This window comes from Pseudomonas sp. B424 (genome assembly GCF_055408345.1).
Genome location: NZ_JBUZTL010000043.1, coordinates 1 through 17,532 on the forward strand (window position 1 = coordinate 1; position 17,532 = coordinate 17,532).

At 51.9% G+C, this 17,532-nt stretch carries 20 protein-coding genes and 2 pseudogenes; 10 read left to right on the plus strand and 12 right to left on the minus strand.

The window, feature by feature from the left end; all coding sequences use genetic code 11:
• Positions 1-131: 131 nt before the first annotated feature.
• Both copD and copC read right to left on the minus strand, forming a co-directional pair.
• Positions 132-1,070: a copper homeostasis membrane protein CopD gene (copD, locus tag ACZRMS_RS25395; protein WP_048401428.1), complete on the minus strand. Its 939-nt coding sequence runs from the start codon at positions 1,068-1,070 to the stop codon at positions 132-134.
• Between the two features lie 3 nt (positions 1,071-1,073).
• Entirely contained in the window at positions 1,074-1,457 is a 384-nt protein-coding gene (gene copC / locus ACZRMS_RS25400) for a copper homeostasis periplasmic binding protein CopC (RefSeq protein WP_153405744.1), read from the minus strand.
• A gap of 592 nt (positions 1,458-2,049) precedes the next feature.
• Here copC and ACZRMS_RS25405 point away from each other — a divergent pair.
• Positions 2,050-3,090, plus strand: a complete 1,041-nt coding sequence (locus tag ACZRMS_RS25405) for a DUF4062 domain-containing protein (protein ID WP_153405741.1) — start codon at positions 2,050-2,052, stop codon at positions 3,088-3,090.
• A gap of 57 nt (positions 3,091-3,147) precedes the next feature.
• On the opposite strand, the gene ACZRMS_RS25410 is transcribed toward ACZRMS_RS25405, so the two are convergent.
• The 4 genes from ACZRMS_RS25410 to ACZRMS_RS25425 form a co-directional block, all read right to left on the minus strand.
• Positions 3,148-3,489 carry a hypothetical protein gene (locus tag ACZRMS_RS25410; RefSeq protein ID WP_153405738.1) on the minus strand — a complete coding sequence of 114 codons (342 nt, stop codon included), beginning with the start codon at positions 3,487-3,489 and terminating at the stop codon, positions 3,148-3,150.
• A gap of 60 nt (positions 3,490-3,549) precedes the next feature.
• Positions 3,550-3,774: a DUF2188 domain-containing protein gene (locus tag ACZRMS_RS25415; RefSeq protein ID WP_153405735.1), complete on the minus strand. Its 225-nt coding sequence runs from the start codon at positions 3,772-3,774 to the stop codon at positions 3,550-3,552.
• A 451-nt stretch (positions 3,775-4,225) separates the two neighbouring features.
• Positions 4,226-5,614, minus strand: a complete 1,389-nt coding sequence (locus ACZRMS_RS25420; protein WP_153405732.1) for a heavy metal sensor histidine kinase — start codon at positions 5,612-5,614, stop codon at positions 4,226-4,228.
• Positions 5,611-6,300 (minus strand): heavy metal response regulator transcription factor, encoded by a 690-nt coding sequence (locus tag ACZRMS_RS25425; protein WP_010655513.1) that lies wholly within the window; start codon positions 6,298-6,300, stop codon positions 5,611-5,613. Before ACZRMS_RS25425 ends, ACZRMS_RS25420 begins: the two co-directional genes overlap by 4 nt.
• 206 nt (positions 6,301-6,506) lie before the next feature.
• On the opposite strand from ACZRMS_RS25425, the gene ACZRMS_RS25430 reads away from it, so the two are divergent.
• Together ACZRMS_RS25430 and ACZRMS_RS25435 are read left to right on the plus strand one after the other, a co-directional pair.
• Complete coding sequence (locus tag ACZRMS_RS25430) at positions 6,507-6,860, plus strand: co-regulatory protein PtrA N-terminal domain-containing protein (protein ID WP_048401424.1); 354 nt, start codon at positions 6,507-6,509, stop codon at positions 6,858-6,860.
• Between the two features lie 166 nt (positions 6,861-7,026).
• Positions 7,027-7,563, plus strand: coding sequence for a cupredoxin domain-containing protein (locus ACZRMS_RS25435; protein WP_048401423.1), 537 nt, complete (start codon positions 7,027-7,029; stop codon positions 7,561-7,563).
• 135 nt (positions 7,564-7,698) lie between these two features.
• Here the strand turns inward: ACZRMS_RS25435 and dmeF are convergent.
• The 5 genes and pseudogenes from dmeF to ACZRMS_RS25460 all read right to left on the minus strand — a co-directional run bounded on the left by dmeF (position 7,699) and on the right by ACZRMS_RS25460 (position 11,456).
• Positions 7,699-8,589: pseudogene (gene dmeF / locus ACZRMS_RS25440) on the minus strand (CDF family Co(II)/Ni(II) efflux transporter DmeF).
• 19 nt (positions 8,590-8,608) lie between these two features.
• Positions 8,609-8,883, minus strand: a pseudogene (locus ACZRMS_RS25445) (metal/formaldehyde-sensitive transcriptional repressor).
• Positions 8,884-9,674: 791 nt separating this feature from the next.
• Complete coding sequence (locus ACZRMS_RS25450) at positions 9,675-9,935, minus strand: hypothetical protein (protein ID WP_153405729.1); 261 nt, start codon at positions 9,933-9,935, stop codon at positions 9,675-9,677.
• A 308-nt stretch (positions 9,936-10,243) separates the two neighbouring features.
• The gene (locus ACZRMS_RS25455; RefSeq protein WP_323370291.1) at positions 10,244-10,498 is read right to left on the minus strand and encodes a hypothetical protein; all 255 of its coding nucleotides are present in this window, start codon (positions 10,496-10,498) and stop codon (positions 10,244-10,246) included.
• A 607-nt stretch (positions 10,499-11,105) separates the two neighbouring features.
• Positions 11,106-11,456 (minus strand): GNAT family N-acetyltransferase, encoded by a 351-nt coding sequence (locus ACZRMS_RS25460; RefSeq protein ID WP_228385008.1) that lies wholly within the window; start codon positions 11,454-11,456, stop codon positions 11,106-11,108.
• Between the two features lie 127 nt (positions 11,457-11,583).
• Between ACZRMS_RS25460 and ACZRMS_RS25465 the strand changes: the two genes are divergently transcribed.
• From ACZRMS_RS25465 to ACZRMS_RS25495, 7 genes are read left to right on the plus strand one after another with little or no spacing between them, the layout of a single operon-like run.
• Complete coding sequence (locus tag ACZRMS_RS25465; protein WP_153405726.1) at positions 11,584-12,006, plus strand: arsenate reductase ArsC; 423 nt, start codon at positions 11,584-11,586, stop codon at positions 12,004-12,006.
• Positions 12,003-12,359: a metalloregulator ArsR/SmtB family transcription factor gene (locus ACZRMS_RS25470; RefSeq protein ID WP_153405723.1), complete on the plus strand. Its 357-nt coding sequence runs from the start codon at positions 12,003-12,005 to the stop codon at positions 12,357-12,359. Before ACZRMS_RS25465 ends, ACZRMS_RS25470 begins: the two co-directional genes overlap by 4 nt.
• Positions 12,360-12,384: 25 nt before the next feature.
• Positions 12,385-13,668, plus strand: coding sequence for an arsenic transporter (locus tag ACZRMS_RS25475; protein WP_153405720.1), 1,284 nt, complete (start codon positions 12,385-12,387; stop codon positions 13,666-13,668).
• A gap of 16 nt (positions 13,669-13,684) precedes the next feature.
• Positions 13,685-14,155, plus strand: a complete 471-nt coding sequence (locus ACZRMS_RS25480) for an arsenate reductase ArsC (protein ID WP_153405717.1) — start codon at positions 13,685-13,687, stop codon at positions 14,153-14,155.
• Between the two features lie 46 nt (positions 14,156-14,201).
• Positions 14,202-14,915, plus strand: coding sequence for an arsenical resistance protein ArsH (gene arsH / locus ACZRMS_RS25485; protein WP_153405714.1), 714 nt, complete (start codon positions 14,202-14,204; stop codon positions 14,913-14,915).
• 20 nt (positions 14,916-14,935) lie between these two features.
• Entirely contained in the window at positions 14,936-15,358 is a 423-nt protein-coding gene (gene arsC / locus ACZRMS_RS25490; protein WP_153405712.1) for an arsenate reductase (glutaredoxin), read from the plus strand.
• A gap of 38 nt (positions 15,359-15,396) precedes the next feature.
• Positions 15,397-16,470 carry an ArsO family NAD(P)H-dependent flavin-containing monooxygenase gene (locus ACZRMS_RS25495; protein ID WP_153405708.1) on the plus strand — a complete coding sequence of 358 codons (1,074 nt, stop codon included), beginning with the start codon at positions 15,397-15,399 and terminating at the stop codon, positions 16,468-16,470.
• A gap of 27 nt (positions 16,471-16,497) precedes the next feature.
• Here the strand turns inward: ACZRMS_RS25495 and ACZRMS_RS25500 are convergent, their stop codons facing one another.
• Entirely contained in the window at positions 16,498-17,049 is a 552-nt protein-coding gene (locus ACZRMS_RS25500) for an arsinothricin resistance N-acetyltransferase ArsN1 family B (RefSeq protein WP_323370290.1), read from the minus strand.
• Positions 17,050-17,532: the final 483 nt, after the last annotated feature.

The window sequence follows — 17,532 nt, forward strand, 5'->3', positions numbered from 1 at the left end:
GAGAGGAAGCGCTAAGCTGATCATGAATATGATGCAAAACCGCAGATAGTGTTTCATGGGCTGAAGTGTAGCCGGTGAAAATGCACCCAACAATTCACCCTTGGGTCTTCTTTGTTGGCTGCCACTAACCCCTATTCCGCGCTCATTTCCATTACCGGACTTAAGGTGCCTAGCCACGCGACGAGGCAAATTATGACGATCGCCATTGTAAATTCCAGCGTCATGCTGCGGCGCAATGCATTAACTGCAACAGAATATTCTCCGTTGCGAACTGACTTTTCTAGTGCCGGGCTTAAGTGGAAGCGGTTGAGCGCGGCTAACACGATCATTCCGGCAAAGAGCAAGATTTTCAAAAATAGAAGTTGGCCATAAGTACTGAGCATCACTTCATCGAGGTTTGGTCCAACGATAAATAGGTAATTGACTATTCCAGTGATGCTTATGATTGCCACAATCACTCCGCCGGCCGACTCAAAGCCAGTCAATACCCGAGCAAGAATTTGTGCTTCCTGCTCGCTTTTGAGCGATTTTAAACGCAGTAGTAGGGCAAATGCCGCTAGAGCACCTAACCATCCACCGGCGGCCAAAAGATGGAAAATATCACTGATAAAATGCCAGTAGCGTCGACTGCCCTCATCCATGGCACCGTGCCCTGTCCATGCTAACGTCGCCAACGCAATCGCTCCGCATACAGTGACCATCCAGAGACTGAGTGTCGGAAATCTTTTATTCAGCGCTACGCCAATAATTGCCATAACCAAGGCAGCTATGCGGACCATCCAGGTCAGTCCGACGTCAGTCCCCATGAGGACCATTTGAAAAATATGGTGATGTAGTTCCATGAACCCCGATACACCGCTCATTGCTTTCGCAAGCAACAACATTGCTGCAAGGGATAGAGCTACACCTACAACAGAAGTACCGTAAAGAAGCGACTCAAAATTCAAGACCGTGCCCGATACTCTTTCTTTTCCCCTAAGGCTGTACAAGCCGAAAATTGCCAATCCGAATAACAGCATCAGGTCTAAATAAAGAGCAAAGCGAACCACAATATTTATTGAGTCGCTCATGAATCATTTCACTTTGAATGAGAAGTTACCGGTGATCGGATGAGTGTCCGAGGAGACGGCACGCCATTCGACTTTGTAGGTGCCTGTGGTCAAAGGTGCTGCCGGTGTAATCACCATCGTTTTCGGATCACTGCCACCAGCGACGCCTGCCTTAACACCCATCGGGGAGTTCGGCATCCCAGGCATATCGGTCATGATCAGTTTTGCACCTGAAAACTGAGTAGTTAGATTTTCAGAAAAGTGCAGCTCAATTTTCGAAGGGGCCGCCGCATCCGAGCCTTCTACCGGAGTAGAAGAAAGGAGCTTTGGATGTGCTTGAGCTACTGCACTCAGAAGCAAGCTCGCAGTAAGTGCAACAGCTACGGTCGTAGTTTTAAGGAATGACATGCAAGACTCCTCACAGCAAGAGCTGTTGATTCGAGGTTTGTTTGGGAATATCTAGTTTTTTACTTTTCGACGCTTGTTAAAACCACTGGCGAATACCTAGCAGGTTCAGTGTCCTATGGCGGACCGAACAGGAGGAGCTCACAAGAATCTCCACGTCACAGCGCAAGTACACGATGCCACATGAATGTAAACTGTTCGATTACATTTCAGTCAGCTTGAGGCGGGTTTTTGGCTACTGGATGGCGCGGATAATGGGCCTAAATACGCCCCCTCTTCGAGGCGTATCAAGAGCTCTAACTCATTCAAAAAAGGGCCTTTAAGCTAATCCCATACTGCGTGGTTGAATATCTGCAGCTTGTTGCGTTATTGCATGGAATTGACCACCTATTTGCATTCGACTTGACCAGTTGTTTGCATGGGATCTGACCAGCGGACGGGGAAGTCCTTAACCGGCAGAAATCGGCCAAAAGCAGCCAGTATCTACGAAATCGGGGGCTATTCAGCGGCTAGCTTTTTTCGGCTACTGTCATTTCGAGCAAAGCGGCCGGTATGATGAGGCGAAACGGATGTGGCCTAAGTGATGAGGACTGCTATGAACGTGTTTATCAGCTCTGTAGTACGTAATTTTGAGCACTATCGTGCGGCCGCCAAAAAAGCAGTTTCTCTGTTGGGGCACATCCCGGTGATGTGTGAGGATTTTGGTGCAAGACCCTATTCCTCTGAAGTCGCATGCATGACTGAGGTTGACCAGGCCGACGTAGTGGTGCTGATTCTTGGCGCGGACTTCGGCTTCAAAACCCACACAGGTGAGTCCGTCACTCAGCAGGAGTTCCATCGCGCCAAAGCTGCCAATAAACCCATCCTGGCTTTTCTGGAAGAGGTTCCGGTCGAGGATGATCAAAAGCGCTTTCACTGGGAGGTTTCCGATTACGTCGACGGCCTTTTCCGTTCCACCTTTACAGGTGATCGCGATCTCTCAGACAAAATCATCCAGGGGCTAAGCCAACTTGCAGCCAGTCGCAGCGCCATTTCCGAACAGGAGTTCGTTCAGCACCTGCAGAATCGTAGCAACAGCCGAAATTGGAATAGCCAGCCTCGTGAAGATCGCCTTGAGCTCGTGTTTCTGCCGCAGCCCATTCTCTCGGGTACGTTGCGTTCCATACACACCCAGCATGATGAATTCTTCCTCAAGCTTTCTCAGGCGGGCTTGGTTTCTATCAAGGGTGGTTACACGTCATTTAACGAGGGAGACATCACCGGCCTAGATGCGGAGGCCTCTTGGCGGCATCACGATAATGGGATGAGCTGGCTCTCTATTCCTCTGGCAGCCCCAGCAAAGGACGGCGAATATTTTGCCTCCTACTACATCTCGCCCAGCCGGCTAAAACGCTTTGCGGAAGAAGCTTTTAGTTTGATTAGCCGAGGTAAGGGAGGCTGGTTCCAGCTGGGGATCTACGGAATTTCTCACCAAGTCTACGCCGAGCCGCCAACCACCCCTGCATCGTCGATGTCCATGCCGTACCGCAGTGAGAAAAACATTGAGGAAAGAAAACTGCTGATTCCAGCGTCACAGGGCGTTTTCAACCAGTGGCTGGAAGACGCTTTGTTCCGAATCGGGCGCAAGCTTTCCTAAGAATTGAGCGTGGCCAGCAGGCGGATGGAGGATAAGCAACAATGAACCCTTCGTGTCTCAGCTTGGCAGTTCTTCTAGCTTGAAGATCCGGTTGTCAGCCTTGAGCGCTGGAAAGGCTTCGCAATATGCATAGGGCTCGCTGAATAAAGTGCTGGGCGCATGAATGTTGAAGACCTTAACCTGGGGAGGGTGGCCGCTTTGCCGTTCATGGCGAAGGTCGTTCAGAGACCCAGGTGCCTCACCATTTTGTTCGGCAATCGAAATCACTAGATCTCGAAGGGTTTCGATTTCTGCATCAGATGCTTCTGCATAGGTGGTCAGTTGCTTATGACCTCCAAACCCGCCACGGGTAGAACCGATTCGGTTCAGGTGCACGTGAACCACCGTTACGATCTTCATACCGAATACCTTATTGAAGCCCAGGATGCGCCTCCTTCCGGAGACGCTATGAGGTCGTAATCAGCCCTTGGGAGGATAGGGGTCGTTGCCATAGGAGTCACGTTCACGGATCAGGTTGTCCCGGCCGTGGATGAGCACCTCGCTTTTTTGGTTTTGAGCTATCTGACGAGCCGCGTCAGCAGCTTCCTTTTGAGTCCGATGGTGGGAGGTGTCTTTAGTATTCCCCTCACCCCGAACCGCCCAGCCTTCATCACGTTTCACGACGTGCTGATTTTTGCCTGCCATGGAACACCTCTACTAGTGAGTTGCCTGCCTAGTAGAAGGTAGCATCGAAACGGGCAAATACAACATGTAGTGCTAGATCGACTGGTAGTGCATGTATGTTGTGCTTTTTCTCAGCAAATCGGCCTGTCTTGCTCAAGCTTACGTGCAGAAGCAGAGGTGCCTCGCCGGTTCGCGACACGGCTGCTCCTCTACTATATCCATGAAAAAGGATGATCAGGCTAGCTAGGCTTTGGGCTTATGAAATGCAGAAATTTACGCCAAGGTTTTCGACATGCTTTTGAACTACTCCCGCGCTGGAGGACAGTCTGCTTTTGGGCCGATTTCTGCCGGTCAAGGCCCACCCCGTGGGCTGGTCAAAACTCATGCAAACAACTGGTCAAGTCGAATGCAAATGGCTGGTCAGTGGCAATGCAAACGGGTGGTCAAGAGGAATGCAATTCGCCAGCTTGTCTCAGGCCTTTTTTTCGTCTGCACTAGGAAGCTCTATATGGAATGCCGTTTTCCCACTAGATGACGTACACCATATCTTTCCGTCATGCGCCTCGATTATCGATCGGGTGATCGATAAACCTAGCCCGGCGTTGCTTGGACTCCCTTCTCTACGTGCAGGGTCCACTCGATAAAATCGATCGAAAAGCTTTTCAAGATGCTCAGGCGCAATGGACTCCCCAGGATTTTCCACGACGACCAATATCGACGTTCCGTTTTGTTGGATATCGACATTGATGCACTTCCCTTCAGGGGTATACCTGAGCGCATTTGATAGCAGATTAGAGATGGCTCTGTGCAGCATTAGAACATCGCCTCGGACGCGGCCCCGCCCTGAAACCGTGAGGTCAATCCCTCGCTCATCAGCTAGCAGAGAGTAGTACTCCTGTAATTTTTCCACTATCTCTACTAGGTCTATCGGTTTCTTCTCGTGCGAAATCAAACCGTTGTCTGATTTCGCCAGAAAAAGCATGTCATCAATCATCCGACTCATACGCTTCAAGTCATCAAGATTTGAGTACAAATTGTCTTCGTAGTCCTCGATATTCCTTTTTCTAGAAAGCACCACTTCTGTGTGGGTCATCAAATTGCTGACCGGCGTCCGTAACTCGTGAGCGATGTCCGCGGAAAAATTCGATAAACGGACAAATGCATCATCCAGCCTGGATAACATTGCGTTGAACGACAGCACCATCTGCTGAAGCTCTTTAGGAACGGAAGCTAATGGAATGCGCTCCTTAAGGGATTTAGCTGACATTGAAGCAGCGACCCGAGTGACTTGACGTATTGGCCGCATACCACTGCTCGCGACCATCCAACCCAAGGCAGCACTGATCAGCGCGCTGATCACCAGCCCTATCCAAAACCACCGTTCAAGTGTCTCGAAGAAAGACATATGCTGAGTCACATCAAAGATCAACATAACGTTTAATGGCCTGTCTTGCCCCGTCACGATCACTTGTGCAGTCACTCCACGGAACATTTTCTCTTGCTCCCGCCACTCCCAGACGTTGCTGTTCGGGATCGTACGAAATTCCTCTGGAACATCGATCGAGCCGGGATCAGCAAACAGTAACTTCCCGTCACCATCGATTATTATGGCAGTCAAATCACGGTGAGCACCAAGCAGCGCCTCCAGCTCAGGCTTAACATCACTGAATTGATCGATGCTATTCAATCCAGTCAAAATTCTCTGAGTAGAATGGAGCTTTTCGCTTAGTGCCTGTTGATCCAGCATTTTGAAGTGATGCTGGCTAAGGTTATTGAAGCTGAGGCCGGCAATAGTGAGCACCGCCGTTACAGCCAGCATGAACATCAGACTCATACGGCTCGTCAGGGACATTCGCTTCATTTCGACTCCGAATCAGGAGAGTCGAGCATGTAACCCATACCTCGCGAGGTATGAATCAGCTTGACCTCAAAATCATCATCGATTTTGGCTCTCAGTCGCCTGATCGCCACCTCGATAACGTTGGTATCGCTATCAAAATTCATGTCCCAAACTTGGGAAGCGATAAGCGATTTTGGCAGCACCTCTCCTCGACGACGTAGCAACAGCTCAAGCAAAGCAAACTCTTTAGCTGTCAGATCTATACGTTTCCCTCCACGGATGGCCCGACGCTTAAGCAGGTCCACTTCCAGATCGGCCAATTTCATATAGGTTTGCGAGGGAGCGCTGCTACCCCTACGCAGCAGCGTTCTAACGCGAGCCAAAAGCTCAGAAAAGGCGAAAGGTTTGATCAGGTAATCATCTGCCCCGAGTTCAAGGCCCTTCACTCGATCTTCGACGCGGTCTCGCGCCGTGAGGAAGAGCACGGGAACATCCTTCCCGGATGCACGTACCTTCTGGAGGACTTCCCAGCCATCCAGCCCAGGCATCATGACGTCGAGAATCAGCAGGTCATAGGCTTCGCTCAAGGCGTGCTGAAGTGCCTCTTTGCCATCGGTAAACCGATCAACATTGAACCCCGCCTCGGTGAGTCCTTGCTGCAAATAGATGCCTATTTTTGGTTCGTCTTCAGCAACAAGAAGTCTCATAGGAGTGGCTCTCAAGTAATTATGAAACGGAGTCTGCAACGAAAAACACAAGCCAAGCAGCAACTGACAGAAAAGTAATATTGGCTTCAGGTATATGTCAGCGACCGCTGTCTATGGTCAAAAATGAGCATTTCCCTAATGCTCAGCCGACTCTTCAGCATGAAACGTATTTGGAGCCGGAAAACAATTCCAAAAGGAGCGGCACCATGAATCGCTTAAAAGTTCTTATTCTTGTGAGCTCGCTACTCGTCTCGTCTTCTCTATGGGCTGAAAGTGGCGGAGACCGGGTTGTCGAGCGTATGGAAAACCTGCGCAACAAGGCTGAAGCTGTGCTTATACAAGCTGAAAGAGCTCCTGAAGGGCAGCGTCATGTCCACATGGCCGAGCATATGAATATGCTTGGGGAGATCATGAGTCAGCTCCATCAAGATCACCCAGACGCATCGATGTCACCTCAGCAGCACCTCGCTTGGATGGAAAAGCACGACAAAATAGTTGATGACGTTTTGAGCCAAATGCAGCGTGAGCACAAATTGATGCTTTCTGAAAACCATCAGTGACCAACCGAGTCTCATTGGGGTTTGTTAACCGCTCCGCTGAACACGGTGTTACCTGGGCGCCGTGTTTTCTTTTGAAAACTGACAGAAATGTAGTGTTCAGGTCAGTTAACTAGCAGCTCATCCCCTTTAGCATAGCCAGTGATTCCCTCTTACTCTCGAGGTCACCATGAAAGCTAAGCTCATTACCCCTGTTATTGCGGCAATCACCCTAATCTTCGGTGCTACGGCGATCGCCAGTGTTGGTCATGGTAAAGAGGACATCGGCCAGCCCGGTGTCTCTTCTAAGGTTACCCGTACGGTGGAAGTGGAGATGGGTGATGTTTTCTTCAAACCTAAAAGCATCGACGTCAAACCGGGTGAAACGGTCCGATTCGTCCTTCGCAATGAGGGTTCGCTGCTGCACGAGTTCAACATCGGCAAAGCCGCTGCTCATGCGGCACACCAAAAAGAAATGGCGAACATGTTCCAGAACGGGGCGCTAAGCCCCACCGGGGCCGGGAAAATGATGAGCGACATGGGCCATAGCATGGGAGGGATGAAGATGGTCGAAATGGAACACAACGACCCGAACAGCGTGCTGATCGAGCCAGGCGCAACCAAGGAGCTGATCTGGACCTTCAACAACACCACTGGGCTTCAATTTGCTTGCAACGTGCCGGGGCATTATCAATCAGGGATGGTCGGTCAGATTGACCTGAAGTAGGCCATAGTTGGCTGCAAACCACGCGTCGACGAAAGCGTTGACGCGTGATAATCAACCGGCGCTCGATCCGCGCAGATCACGTTACCCTGGAAGAGTTGCGGGCCCCATTGGAGGCCATAGTGAGGAGGCGCTGAATTAGACTGGTCGAAACTCGATCGTCAGATGGCTGACCTCGTGAACCGACTTGAGACGTTCACGAATGCTGTCGGCATTCGCAGTGGCCTCACCAAGGACGCTGACGATTGCCGCATGGGCTTGTGGCCCAATCTGCCAGACGTGCAAGTCCGTAATGGTGGCATCCCCCGGCGTCTCAACCAGTTCACGGATTTCCTCGGCAACGTGCGCATCAGTCTGATCCAGCAGTACACCTGCAGTGACCCCCATCAAGGTCCATGCCCACCGCGCAATAACGATGGCACCGACGATGCCCATGACCGGGTCCAGCCACACCCAGCCGAGATAACGGCCGGCGAGCAGTGCCACAATGGCCAGAACCGAAGTCAGCGCGTCTGCGATGACGTGGACGTAGGCCGATTTCAGGTTGTTGTCGCTCCCGTGATGGGCACGATCATGATCGTGCCCATGGCCCAGCAGCAGGGCGCTGGCAATGTTGACGATCAAACCGGCAATTGCGATGAGCGTAGCGGTGCCGAACTGCACGTCCGTTGGCTGGAAGAGGCGCATGACAGACTCAGCACCAATTCCCAGGGAGACCATGCCGAGAATCAACGCCGAGGTAAACCCGCCTAGGTCTCCAACCTTTCCGGTACCGAAACTGTAGCGCTGGCTGGAAGCGTGGCGTTTTGCATATCCGTAAGCGACGGCCGCGATACCCAATGCTACGGCATGGGTTGCCATATGAAAGCCATCGGCCAGTAACGCCATCGAGCCAGTGATATAGCCGGCGGTGATCTAGCCAACCATCATCACAACGGTTAGTGCCACAACCCAAAGCGTACGCTTGGCATTATCGTCGTGCGCTGAGCCAAGGAACACGTGGTCATGGGTGTAGTTAATGCTGCTCATGAGTGATTCCTGAAGGCGTTTACTTGGAGTAGCGGCGAATGGCTTCAAGAAGCTCTTCGACGCCCTTACTTCGCTCTTCTTCACTGAGAGCAGGGTTCGCGACATGCTCACGCGCATGCTCCTCGATGATTTCCTCCATCAAGCCGTTCATGGCACCGCGAGTGGCGGTAACAAGGTGCAGTGTTTTAGCGCAATCGAGATCCGATTCCAACGCTCGCTCAACCGCTTGAAGTTGTCCGGCGATACGTTTTCACGCTTGAGAAGATCATCTTTGTTTGCTGCGATATGGCCCATGGGATACCTCTCCTACCTATACGTCGCACATGATAGGAATACCCCCTATACCTATACAAGGTTCGCAGGCGTATGGGGCATCAAAAAACAGTGTCAGGACAGAGAGGTTCAAATCTGAGGGATGAAGCAGAGGGCCTGGAATGTTTTCTTCTGGCCGTGCTCTGCCGGCCATGGCCTAGATGCGTACTGGTTGAACTCGATGCAAATCGGGTGGTTAGGTCAAATGAAAACGGTTGGTCAAGTCTGTGCTGTCATACATCAATGACGCTCACAATTTGAAACAGACAATTATTGACATTGCCATAGTGTCAACATGGAGTTTTCTGATTTGACATATTGTCAAATACTTAAAATCCGCTACATTTTAAGGATAAAGCCAGCCTTCAAGGGTAAATAAAACCGTGACAATCATCAAAAGCAAAGGCTACGTCACCCACTACCCACTACCCACTACCCACTACCCACTACCCACTACAGGCCATTGATGAAGAGCTGGCATACAAGCTGCTGATGTCACCGACCACACTTGATAGAGACAATAGGAATGCTCTGCAGCTTTTCGACTGTCACTGCCACTGCTTGGGCGAGTACCTCAGCCTGACAAACCTTGATGCTGAAAAACTCACGTGGCTGGTCGAAAGCTTTCTTGGAAGCCTTCACGTTGGCGACATAGCTGTGCTTGAAGAGTACATAGTTCGTCAACGATCAATTGCTGTTACTGAGATGATTTCTGGTCTGGTCGACCTTGTTCCCGGCTTGCAGCCAGTGATCTGGTCTCGTGCCCGGCTGCCTCACTTTGAACAGACATGGCAAGAGAGCAAGCCCAAGCTAGACCCGGAGATCGTCTCCTTCTGGAGTGGGTGGCGCACAGCCGCCGCACTGGCGCCGTTAAAGAAGCCCATCGTCGACGTGGTAGGAATAACCACCTGCGGCCCCTCATCTGCCTTGACGACTTTCGCAAGTCCGATCCGCTGAAGATCCGCGTACGCGTTCTCGTAATCCTTGGCCGAGGCGTTCTTCAGGTCAAACGTGCAATAAACCAAATAGCTCATAGTGCAAACTCATGGAAAAATCACATTCAATGAAAATGGGGGCCAGCCAATGAGGCAGCCGGCTTACCCAAAAGTCAAAAGCCTGAGGTAGAGATGCGATCTACTGAGTGTGGCAAGCCGACGAGCACGTCTGACAACCGTTCGACTGCGGGTATGTATTGCGAGCTTGGCGCACAGCACTTACACAGGTGGTGTAATGGCCAAGGTCAAGGCGATTGTGGAGTGCCGGCAAAAAGATGCAGGTATTGGTATGCACCTCATGGTCACCGTTGCTCTGTGCATTGCTGTTAACGAAGTATTGAGTCATTTCACTTACCCCGTTCTTTGTTAGATTGAGCAAGTACCGTGGCCGCTAGGGTCTTGGTCGTGGCGTTGTACTTGTTGCTGTCCAAGACTTGGCTGGCCTTGGTCTCCATATCAGCGCCGGTCTGCTTACCAGTCGACGCTTGAGCCATAGCCGAACCTGCCAATTCTTTCTGAATGGCAGAGGAGCTATCGTCGCGGAGGATTTTGGAGGCTAGGCTGGCCACGAAAGTCGAGGTTTGTTTTGTATTTTTAGGCACGATTAGGTGCTCCTGTATCTATATTCAGATCGAGTAGGCAGGAGCAACCCTTGAGCGGAAAACCGAGCTGGATGGTTGACATCCAAAGTCAGATTTTTCTCTAATGCGCATCCTACCAATGTACGCATTGGCTCAGGGTAGGCGGGTATGCGTGCTCGGCGTCCAAACTTCGCACGCATGCCCGCCGTCTTTACTGAATCCGCTGCTGACTCACAAAAAACACAACATATAGTGTCTCTAGATAAATAAACTACAAGATAGTGCGAGTGCTTTGACATAGCAAGATGACAAAGCTGTGGGCAAGCTGTGTGTAAAGTATGGCTTGGATCCACTCTGATGCTGTATGGATGGTCAGACCTTCTAAATCACGGGTTACGCCGGTTTTGGCCTGTAACAACCCGAAACACTCTCCCTGAATCTACCCACGCGGTCTCTTAAAACAGCCAAGAACGACATTGGAATTTGACGATTTTATGGCGTCATTTATTGGTCTGCTAATGTGGTTGCTCGCTTGTTAACACCTTACACATGTAGCAAGCCGAGCCAGGGCAAAGCCCCCTGAACTGCTCCGTCTGAGAAATCATAGGCGGCGCAGAACTTCGTTGATTTACTGCATATCCATGCTTCTCAAAAAAACCGACGCAGTTGTCGTCAGCAAATGAAAGCGAGCAATTCCCTGCACAGCGGCTATTGCCTCAATGGCCCGAAGCACTGCGGCCCCGAACCCTTTGGATCTGCATTCTGGCAATACGATCAGGGAGCGCAACAACCCGTCTGGCCCATGAGTTTCAAACCCTCCCCACGCGACTGTCTTACCGCCGCCCGTGAACTCAAAAAAGGTTCGACCTGGGAGATTAATATCGTCTGCGGGAAGCTCGGCGGATTTCAAGGCAGCTCGAAAACGCTGCCATTGCTCTCCGGTAATTTTCGTTGCCCGGATCGTCACATCACTATCCATCACTTCAACTCCTTATGTTCCCGCGTTTGGACAACGACAGTCTAAACCGGAGAATTACCCATCACATTCGCTTTACCCAATATTCGCCAAAGCGTATATTCAGTTTTCCATATGCGTAGAAATCACCATGAGCGTTGCTATCAAAGTGCTTTTCGTCTGTGTTGCCAACTCTGCCCGCTCTCAGCTTGCAGAGGCTTTGCTTAGGCACACCGATTCGCGCTTCGATGTCTTTAGCGCGGGCTATGAGCCCTCTCACGTTGACCCACGCACGGTTCAGGCGCTGGAGGCCGTCGGGGTCGATGCAACCGGTCTACGCAGCAAGTCCATCAATGAATTTCGCACTGAACGATTCGACTACGTAATTACCCTCTGTGACAAATCCGTAAGCGAGTGCCATTCGATGCCCGGCGCTAATGAGGTTATCGCGTGGGATTTTCCTGATCCGGTGATCAGCGATGATCCTGTCGCATTTCGACATACGCTCCATGACATCCACGAGCGCATCAAGCTCTTCGTTTTGGTCAAGACCAAACATCTGGAGGATCTATGACAGAACCCATGAACCCCACCACGCTATTCAAGTGCCTGGCAGATGACACTCGAACCAAAATCACCCTGCTCGTCGTGAGCGAGGGTGAGTTGTGTGTCTGCGAACTGACGGCAGCATTGGATCTGAGCCAGCCAAAGATTTCTCGCCACTTGGCGCTGCTTCGCTCAGCAGGTTTGCTGCTGGATCGTCGTCAAGGCCAGTGGGTGTATTACCGACTGAACCCCGATTTGCCTGTCTGGGTGACTAGCGTTTTGAAAGAAGTCGTAGATGCCAATCAGCAATGGTTGGAAACCGAGGCTAAGCGCCTATGCGGCATGAACGATCGTCCTATCAATCAGGCCGTGTGCAACTGATTCACGTCCAAACTGGGTTATTGAAATGTTGATTGCCGTATTGATCTTTATTGCCACCATCGTGCTTGTCATCTGGCAACCCAGAGGGCTTGGGGTAGGTTGGAGCGCCATGATGGGTGCTGTCGTGGCTCTGCTGACAGGCGTCGTTACCCTCGGGGACATACCTGAAGTTTGGAGCATCGTCTGGAACGCCACCGGGACGTTCATCGCGGTCATCATCATTAGCCTGCTGCTTGATGAGGCAGGATTTTTCAAGTGGGCTGCGCTGCATGTTGCGAGATGGGGCGCTGGCAGCACCCGCAAGCTCTTCGCACTATTCATCCTGTTAGGCGCGGCGGTATCGGCGTTATTCGCCAATGACGGCGCGGCACTAATACTCACGCCCATCGTAATTGCAATGCTGCTGGCATTGCGTTTTTCTCCCGCTGCGACATTGGCATTCGTAATGGCAGCCGGTTTTATCGCCGACACGGCGAGCTTGCCGTTTGTGGTTTCCAACCTGGTCAATATCGTTTCTGCTGACTACTTCGGTATTAGCTTCAATGAATACGCCTCGATTATGGTGCCCGTAAACATTGTCAGCGTGGCGGCGACATTAGCCATGCTGCTGTGGTTTTTTCGAAAGGATTTGCCCAAAACCTACGACCTCAATCAACTGGGCAATCCGGCCGAGGCAATCCACGACCGCGCCACCTTTGTGGCCGGTTGGTGGGTGCTAGCACTGCTCTTGATCGGTTTCTTTGTCATCGAACCGTTGGGGGTTCCGATCAGTGCCATTGCAGCGTTCTGCGCACTTATCCTCTATGTCATCGCGGCTCGGGGCCATGCCATCAACACAGGCAAAGTGCTCAAAGAGGCTCCGTGGCAAGTGGTGATTTTTTCTTTGGGTATGTATCTGGTCGTCTATGGCCTGAAAAACGCAGGCCTGACTGACCACATCGCGCAGATCCTGAACGTATTTGCCGGTTATGGCGTCTGGGGCGCGTCCCTAGGAACAGGGCTGCTAACAGCATTCCTGTCGTCAATCATGAATAACATGCCCACCGTCCTGGTAGGTGCCCTGTCGATTCATGCCGCCGAAGTCGATGGCGTCGTACAGCAAGCAATGGTGTACGCCAATGTCATCGGTGCCGACCTGGGCCCGAAGATCACTCCAATTGGTAGCCTGGCAACGCTGTTATGGCTGCATGTGCTGGCTAAGAAGGACATCAAGATCAGCTGGGGCTATTACTTCAAGACCGGGATCGTGCTGACTTTACCCATCCTCGTCGCCACCCTGTGCGCCCTGGCATTGCGCCTTAGTTTCTGAATCAAGGAATCTTTTGATGAAAGTCTTATTTATGTGCACCCACAACAGCTGCCGCAGCATTCTGTCTGAGGCGCTGTTCAACCACCTAGCACCTGAAGGCTTAGAAGCGGTTAGTTCGGGAAGCTTTCCCAGTGGTCGAGTGAATCAACGGGCATTGCAAACGCTGGAGGCGGTCGGTATCTCCACGGTGGGATTGAGCAGCAAGGCTTCGGATGCTTTTGAAGGCTCCCCTCCAGATATCGTTATTACCGTTTGTGATCGGGCTGCGGGTGAAACGTGCCCAATATTTTTCGGGCCAGCTTTGAAGGCGCACTGGGGCTTGGTCGATCCGTCCGAAGCCTCCGGGTCAGAGTCCGAGATTACCGCAGCGTTTGAAGCCACCCTCAACAAAATTCGTGAGCGTGTTACAGCGTTTCTTGCGCTACCACTGCAAACCATAAGCGCTGACGAGCTCAAAGCTGAACTGAACCGTATCGGTTCGCTTTGAAGAACAATCGAGGCCTTGCCTGCTTGGCAAGCCTGTAGGAGTTTATATGCAAGACACATTGCCAAACGTAGACGCTGACCTGATCGACATTCCTTCGTTGGAGCAACTGTCGCCTCGTACACCCACGCTCCATAAACCTCGAATTCTTCTTCTGTACGGATCGACGCGAGAGCGCTCATTCAGCCGTTTAGTCACGCAAGAGGCCGCACGTCTGCTGAATGAGTTTGGCGCCGAAACCAAGATCTTTGACCCATCGGGCTTGCCGTTGCCAGACGATGCTCCGGACACTCACCCCAAAGTCGCAGAGCTGCGCGAGTTGATGCAGTGGTCTGAAGGCCAAGTATGGTGCTCCCCAGAGCGTCATGGCTCCATGAGTGCAGTTTTCAAGGCCCAGATCGACTGGGTTCCGCTGGCGATTGGCGCTGTACGACCTACCCAAGGAAAGACCCTTGCTGTGATGCAGGTCTGCGGCGGTTCGCAATCTTTTAACGTGGTCAATCAGTTGCGGGTACTGGGTCGGTGGATGCGGATGTTCACCATCCCCAACCAATCTTCGGTGGCCAAGGCGTTCACCGAATTTGATGAGGCAGGCCGGATGAAACCGTCCTCGTACTACGACCGTCTGGTGGACGTAATGGAAGAGTTGATGAAGTTCACGCTGCTCTTGAGGGATCGCCAAGACTATCTGGTTGATCGATATTCAGAGCGCAAAGAGTCCGCAGAAGAGCTGTCAAAGCGTGTCAACCAACGCTCCATTTAACGTCACTGCGAGGAAAGTTTATGAGTCAGATCACGATCTACCACAACCCGCAATGTGGCACCTCTCGGAACACCCTAGAGTTGATTCGCAACAGTGGAGAAGAACCGACTGTTATCGAATATCTAAAGACTCCTCCTGATCGCTCCACGCTTGTAGGGCTGATCAAGGATATGGGTATCGAAGTGCGGGCCCTCCTTCGCATCAACGGTACTCCGTACGAGGAGCTGGGACTGGGCGACACATCACTTACTGATGACCAGCTCATCGATGCCATGATGGCTAACCCCATCCTGATTAATCGCCCCATCGTTATAACCGCCTTGGGCACACGCTTGTGTCGTCCGTCAGAGGCTGTCCTCGACCTACTACCGCAAGAGCAGCGTGGTAGCTTCACCAAAGAAGACGGACAAGCCGTTATTGATAAGCATGGCCGCAGGGTCTGAACCGACGCAGATAAAGCCGAGTGAATGTGCCAGGAGGGATGGCGGTGAATCAAAATTTGAAATTTGATGTTGTAGTCATTGGCGGTGGCCAATCCGCGCTCACCGTTGCCTATTTTCTGAAGCGCTCAGGGTTGTCTTACGTGCTGCTTGATGCTGAGCCAGCGCCGGGAGGCGCATGGAGGCATGGATGGGATTCGCTCCGGCTCTTCTCGCCGTCTGCATGGAGTTCGATTGCAGGCTGGCCGATGCCTGCTGTATCAGAAGAAACGCCTCACCGTGATGATGTTATCGACTATCTGACTGAGTACGAGCGTCGATATGACTTTCCCATCATTCGCTCTACGCGAGTAACCCGTGTCGAGAAAATCGAAGAAGGGTTGCGCGCCGTCTCCGGGGATAGATATTGGGATGCCAAGGCGGTCATCAGCGCGACAGGCACCTGGAGCCACCCATTCATCCCCAGCTATCCAGGCCATGAGTTGTTTGCAGGCCAGCAACTTCATTCCGCCCATTACGTTGGGCCGAATGAGTTTGAGGGGAAGACCGTCCTTGTCGTGGGTGGTGGGAACTCGGGGGCCCAGATTTACGCCGAGATTTCGAAAGTATCTCAGGCAACCTGGGTGACTCAAGAAGCCCCAAAATTTCTGCCTGATGACGTCGATGGTCGTGTTCTATTCGAACGAGCAACTGCTCGATTGAAGGCTCAACAGGATGGCGTAGAGTCTGAACAGCCCGTAGGTGGGCTTGGCGATATCGTAATGGTTCCATCGGTAAAGGAGGCCCGCGAACGCGGAGTATTGAATGCGGTACGGCCATTCACTCACTTCACCTCGACGGGTGTTGTGTGGCCATCAGGAAACGAGACGAAGGTGGATGTCGTCATCTGGTGCACCGGGTTTTCTCCTGCACTCGACCACCTGACCAACTTGGGTATTGTTGGTCAAGACGGCAAAGTAGCCGTGGACGAAAACCGAAGTGTTGATTTACCTAATCTATGGCTGGTGGGATACGGTGATTGGACAGGGCTCGCCTCCGCTACATTGATTGGAGTGACCCGTACTGCACGAGATGTGGTCAAGCAGGTGCAGGCATATCTCACAGGCGAGGCCTGATAGCTCACACTGAAAAATCGAGTGAGCCTAATGTGATGCGTCTTCAAGCTTAGGGAAGATAATAGGCTCCAGTGGAGGAGTCGCCTGGCAAAGTCCGAGCCGCCAGTAGCCGACGTCGTGCCATTTCCCAAGCTTGAACCCTACCTCCGGATATGTGCCGATGTGCACGAACCCGAGCGACTCGTGCAACCCCACACTGCCTTCATTGGGCTGCGCAATTCCAGCGTATGCTGCGCGAAATCTCTGCTTTTCAAGAATTGGAAGCAAAGTCTCATAGAGCTCACGGCCAACCCCCTGGCGGCGAGCTGATTCAGCTATGTACACCGTCACGTCAACAGCCCATCGGTAGGCTGCACGTGCACGATGCTGGCTTGCGTAGGCATAGCCTTTGATCTCCCCATCTTCTTCAGCCACTAGGTAGGGATATGTCTGAATAGTCGTCGCTATCCGCTGAGCAATTTCCACAACGCATGGTGGATTCTCTTCGAATGAGATCGCCGTATTCAGGGCAATGGGTGCATAAATGCTCTGTATGGCTTTTGCATCTGCTACTGCCGCTGTGCGGATCTTCAAAGCCACGTGAGGTCATTCCTGAATTGAAAATCGAACGTTAGCTGTTTTAAGCCCACTTTGACCACTAGCCTAATCTAGATGTGAGGTCACCGTGCTCGAACCCCAATTGCGCCGTCGCGCTCTGGGCGTCGAGCAGAAATCCGTCAGCGAAATCTCGCCAAGCGAGTAGCAAGGCCGAAATCGGGCGAAGCCTTGGAGAGCAAACTCTGAGAAGCCCAGATCAAGTACAAAAAGAGCCTCCACAAGGGTTCTTGTTATCCCGAACATTGGCTGCGCGACGTAAGGCAGCTGGCTGGAAAAGTAATGCTGGCTTAATACTGAAACCGTTATATCACGCGTGTTTGGCGCTTTGCGGAAAGCTGTCTTTCGGAAGCTCGAGGCATGTGCTCAATTCATTGTTAGTGTCGTTTCGGGCGGCTACACTCCATCACTATGAAACGCTACCTGCGGTTTTTCCTCATTTTCGTGATTAGCCTGGCGCTTCCCCTT

What these genes read in the sequence shown, in the direction of transcription:
- ACZRMS_RS25410 (WP_153405738.1), bottom strand. Translation starts at nt 3,489, where the DNA reads ATGAAGATCGTAACGGTGGTTCACGTGCACCTGAACCGAATCGGTTCT.
- ACZRMS_RS25430 (WP_048401424.1), top strand. Translation starts at nt 6,507, where the DNA reads ATGAATCGCTTAAAAGTTCTTATTCTTGTGAGCTCGCTACTCGTCTCG.
- ACZRMS_RS25465 (WP_153405726.1), top strand. Translation starts at nt 11,584, where the DNA reads ATGAGCGTTGCTATCAAAGTGCTTTTCGTCTGTGTTGCCAACTCTGCC.
- copD (WP_048401428.1), bottom strand. Translation starts at nt 1,070, where the DNA reads ATGAGCGACTCAATAAATATTGTGGTTCGCTTTGCTCTTTATTTAGAC.
- ACZRMS_RS25475 (WP_153405720.1), top strand. Translation starts at nt 12,385, where the DNA reads ATGTTGATTGCCGTATTGATCTTTATTGCCACCATCGTGCTTGTCATC.
- ACZRMS_RS25450 (WP_153405729.1), bottom strand. Translation starts at nt 9,935, where the DNA reads ATGAGCTATTTGGTTTATTGCACGTTTGACCTGAAGAACGCCTCGGCC.
- arsH (WP_153405714.1), top strand. Translation starts at nt 14,202, where the DNA reads ATGCAAGACACATTGCCAAACGTAGACGCTGACCTGATCGACATTCCT.
- ACZRMS_RS25470 (WP_153405723.1), top strand. Translation starts at nt 12,003, where the DNA reads ATGACAGAACCCATGAACCCCACCACGCTATTCAAGTGCCTGGCAGAT.
- ACZRMS_RS25460 (WP_228385008.1), bottom strand. Translation starts at nt 11,456, where the DNA reads ATGGATAGTGATGTGACGATCCGGGCAACGAAAATTACCGGAGAGCAA.
- ACZRMS_RS25420 (WP_153405732.1), bottom strand. Translation starts at nt 5,614, where the DNA reads ATGAAGCGAATGTCCCTGACGAGCCGTATGAGTCTGATGTTCATGCTG.
- ACZRMS_RS25425 (WP_010655513.1), bottom strand. Translation starts at nt 6,300, where the DNA reads ATGAGACTTCTTGTTGCTGAAGACGAACCAAAAATAGGCATCTATTTG.
- ACZRMS_RS25480 (WP_153405717.1), top strand. Translation starts at nt 13,685, where the DNA reads ATGAAAGTCTTATTTATGTGCACCCACAACAGCTGCCGCAGCATTCTG.
- ACZRMS_RS25415 (WP_153405735.1), bottom strand. Translation starts at nt 3,774, where the DNA reads ATGGCAGGCAAAAATCAGCACGTCGTGAAACGTGATGAAGGCTGGGCG.
- ACZRMS_RS25435 (WP_048401423.1), top strand. Translation starts at nt 7,027, where the DNA reads ATGAAAGCTAAGCTCATTACCCCTGTTATTGCGGCAATCACCCTAATC.
- ACZRMS_RS25405 (WP_153405741.1), top strand. Translation starts at nt 2,050, where the DNA reads ATGAACGTGTTTATCAGCTCTGTAGTACGTAATTTTGAGCACTATCGT.
- copC (WP_153405744.1), bottom strand. Translation starts at nt 1,457, where the DNA reads ATGTCATTCCTTAAAACTACGACCGTAGCTGTTGCACTTACTGCGAGC.
- ACZRMS_RS25495 (WP_153405708.1), top strand. Translation starts at nt 15,397, where the DNA reads ATGGCGGTGAATCAAAATTTGAAATTTGATGTTGTAGTCATTGGCGGT.
- arsC (WP_153405712.1), top strand. Translation starts at nt 14,936, where the DNA reads ATGAGTCAGATCACGATCTACCACAACCCGCAATGTGGCACCTCTCGG.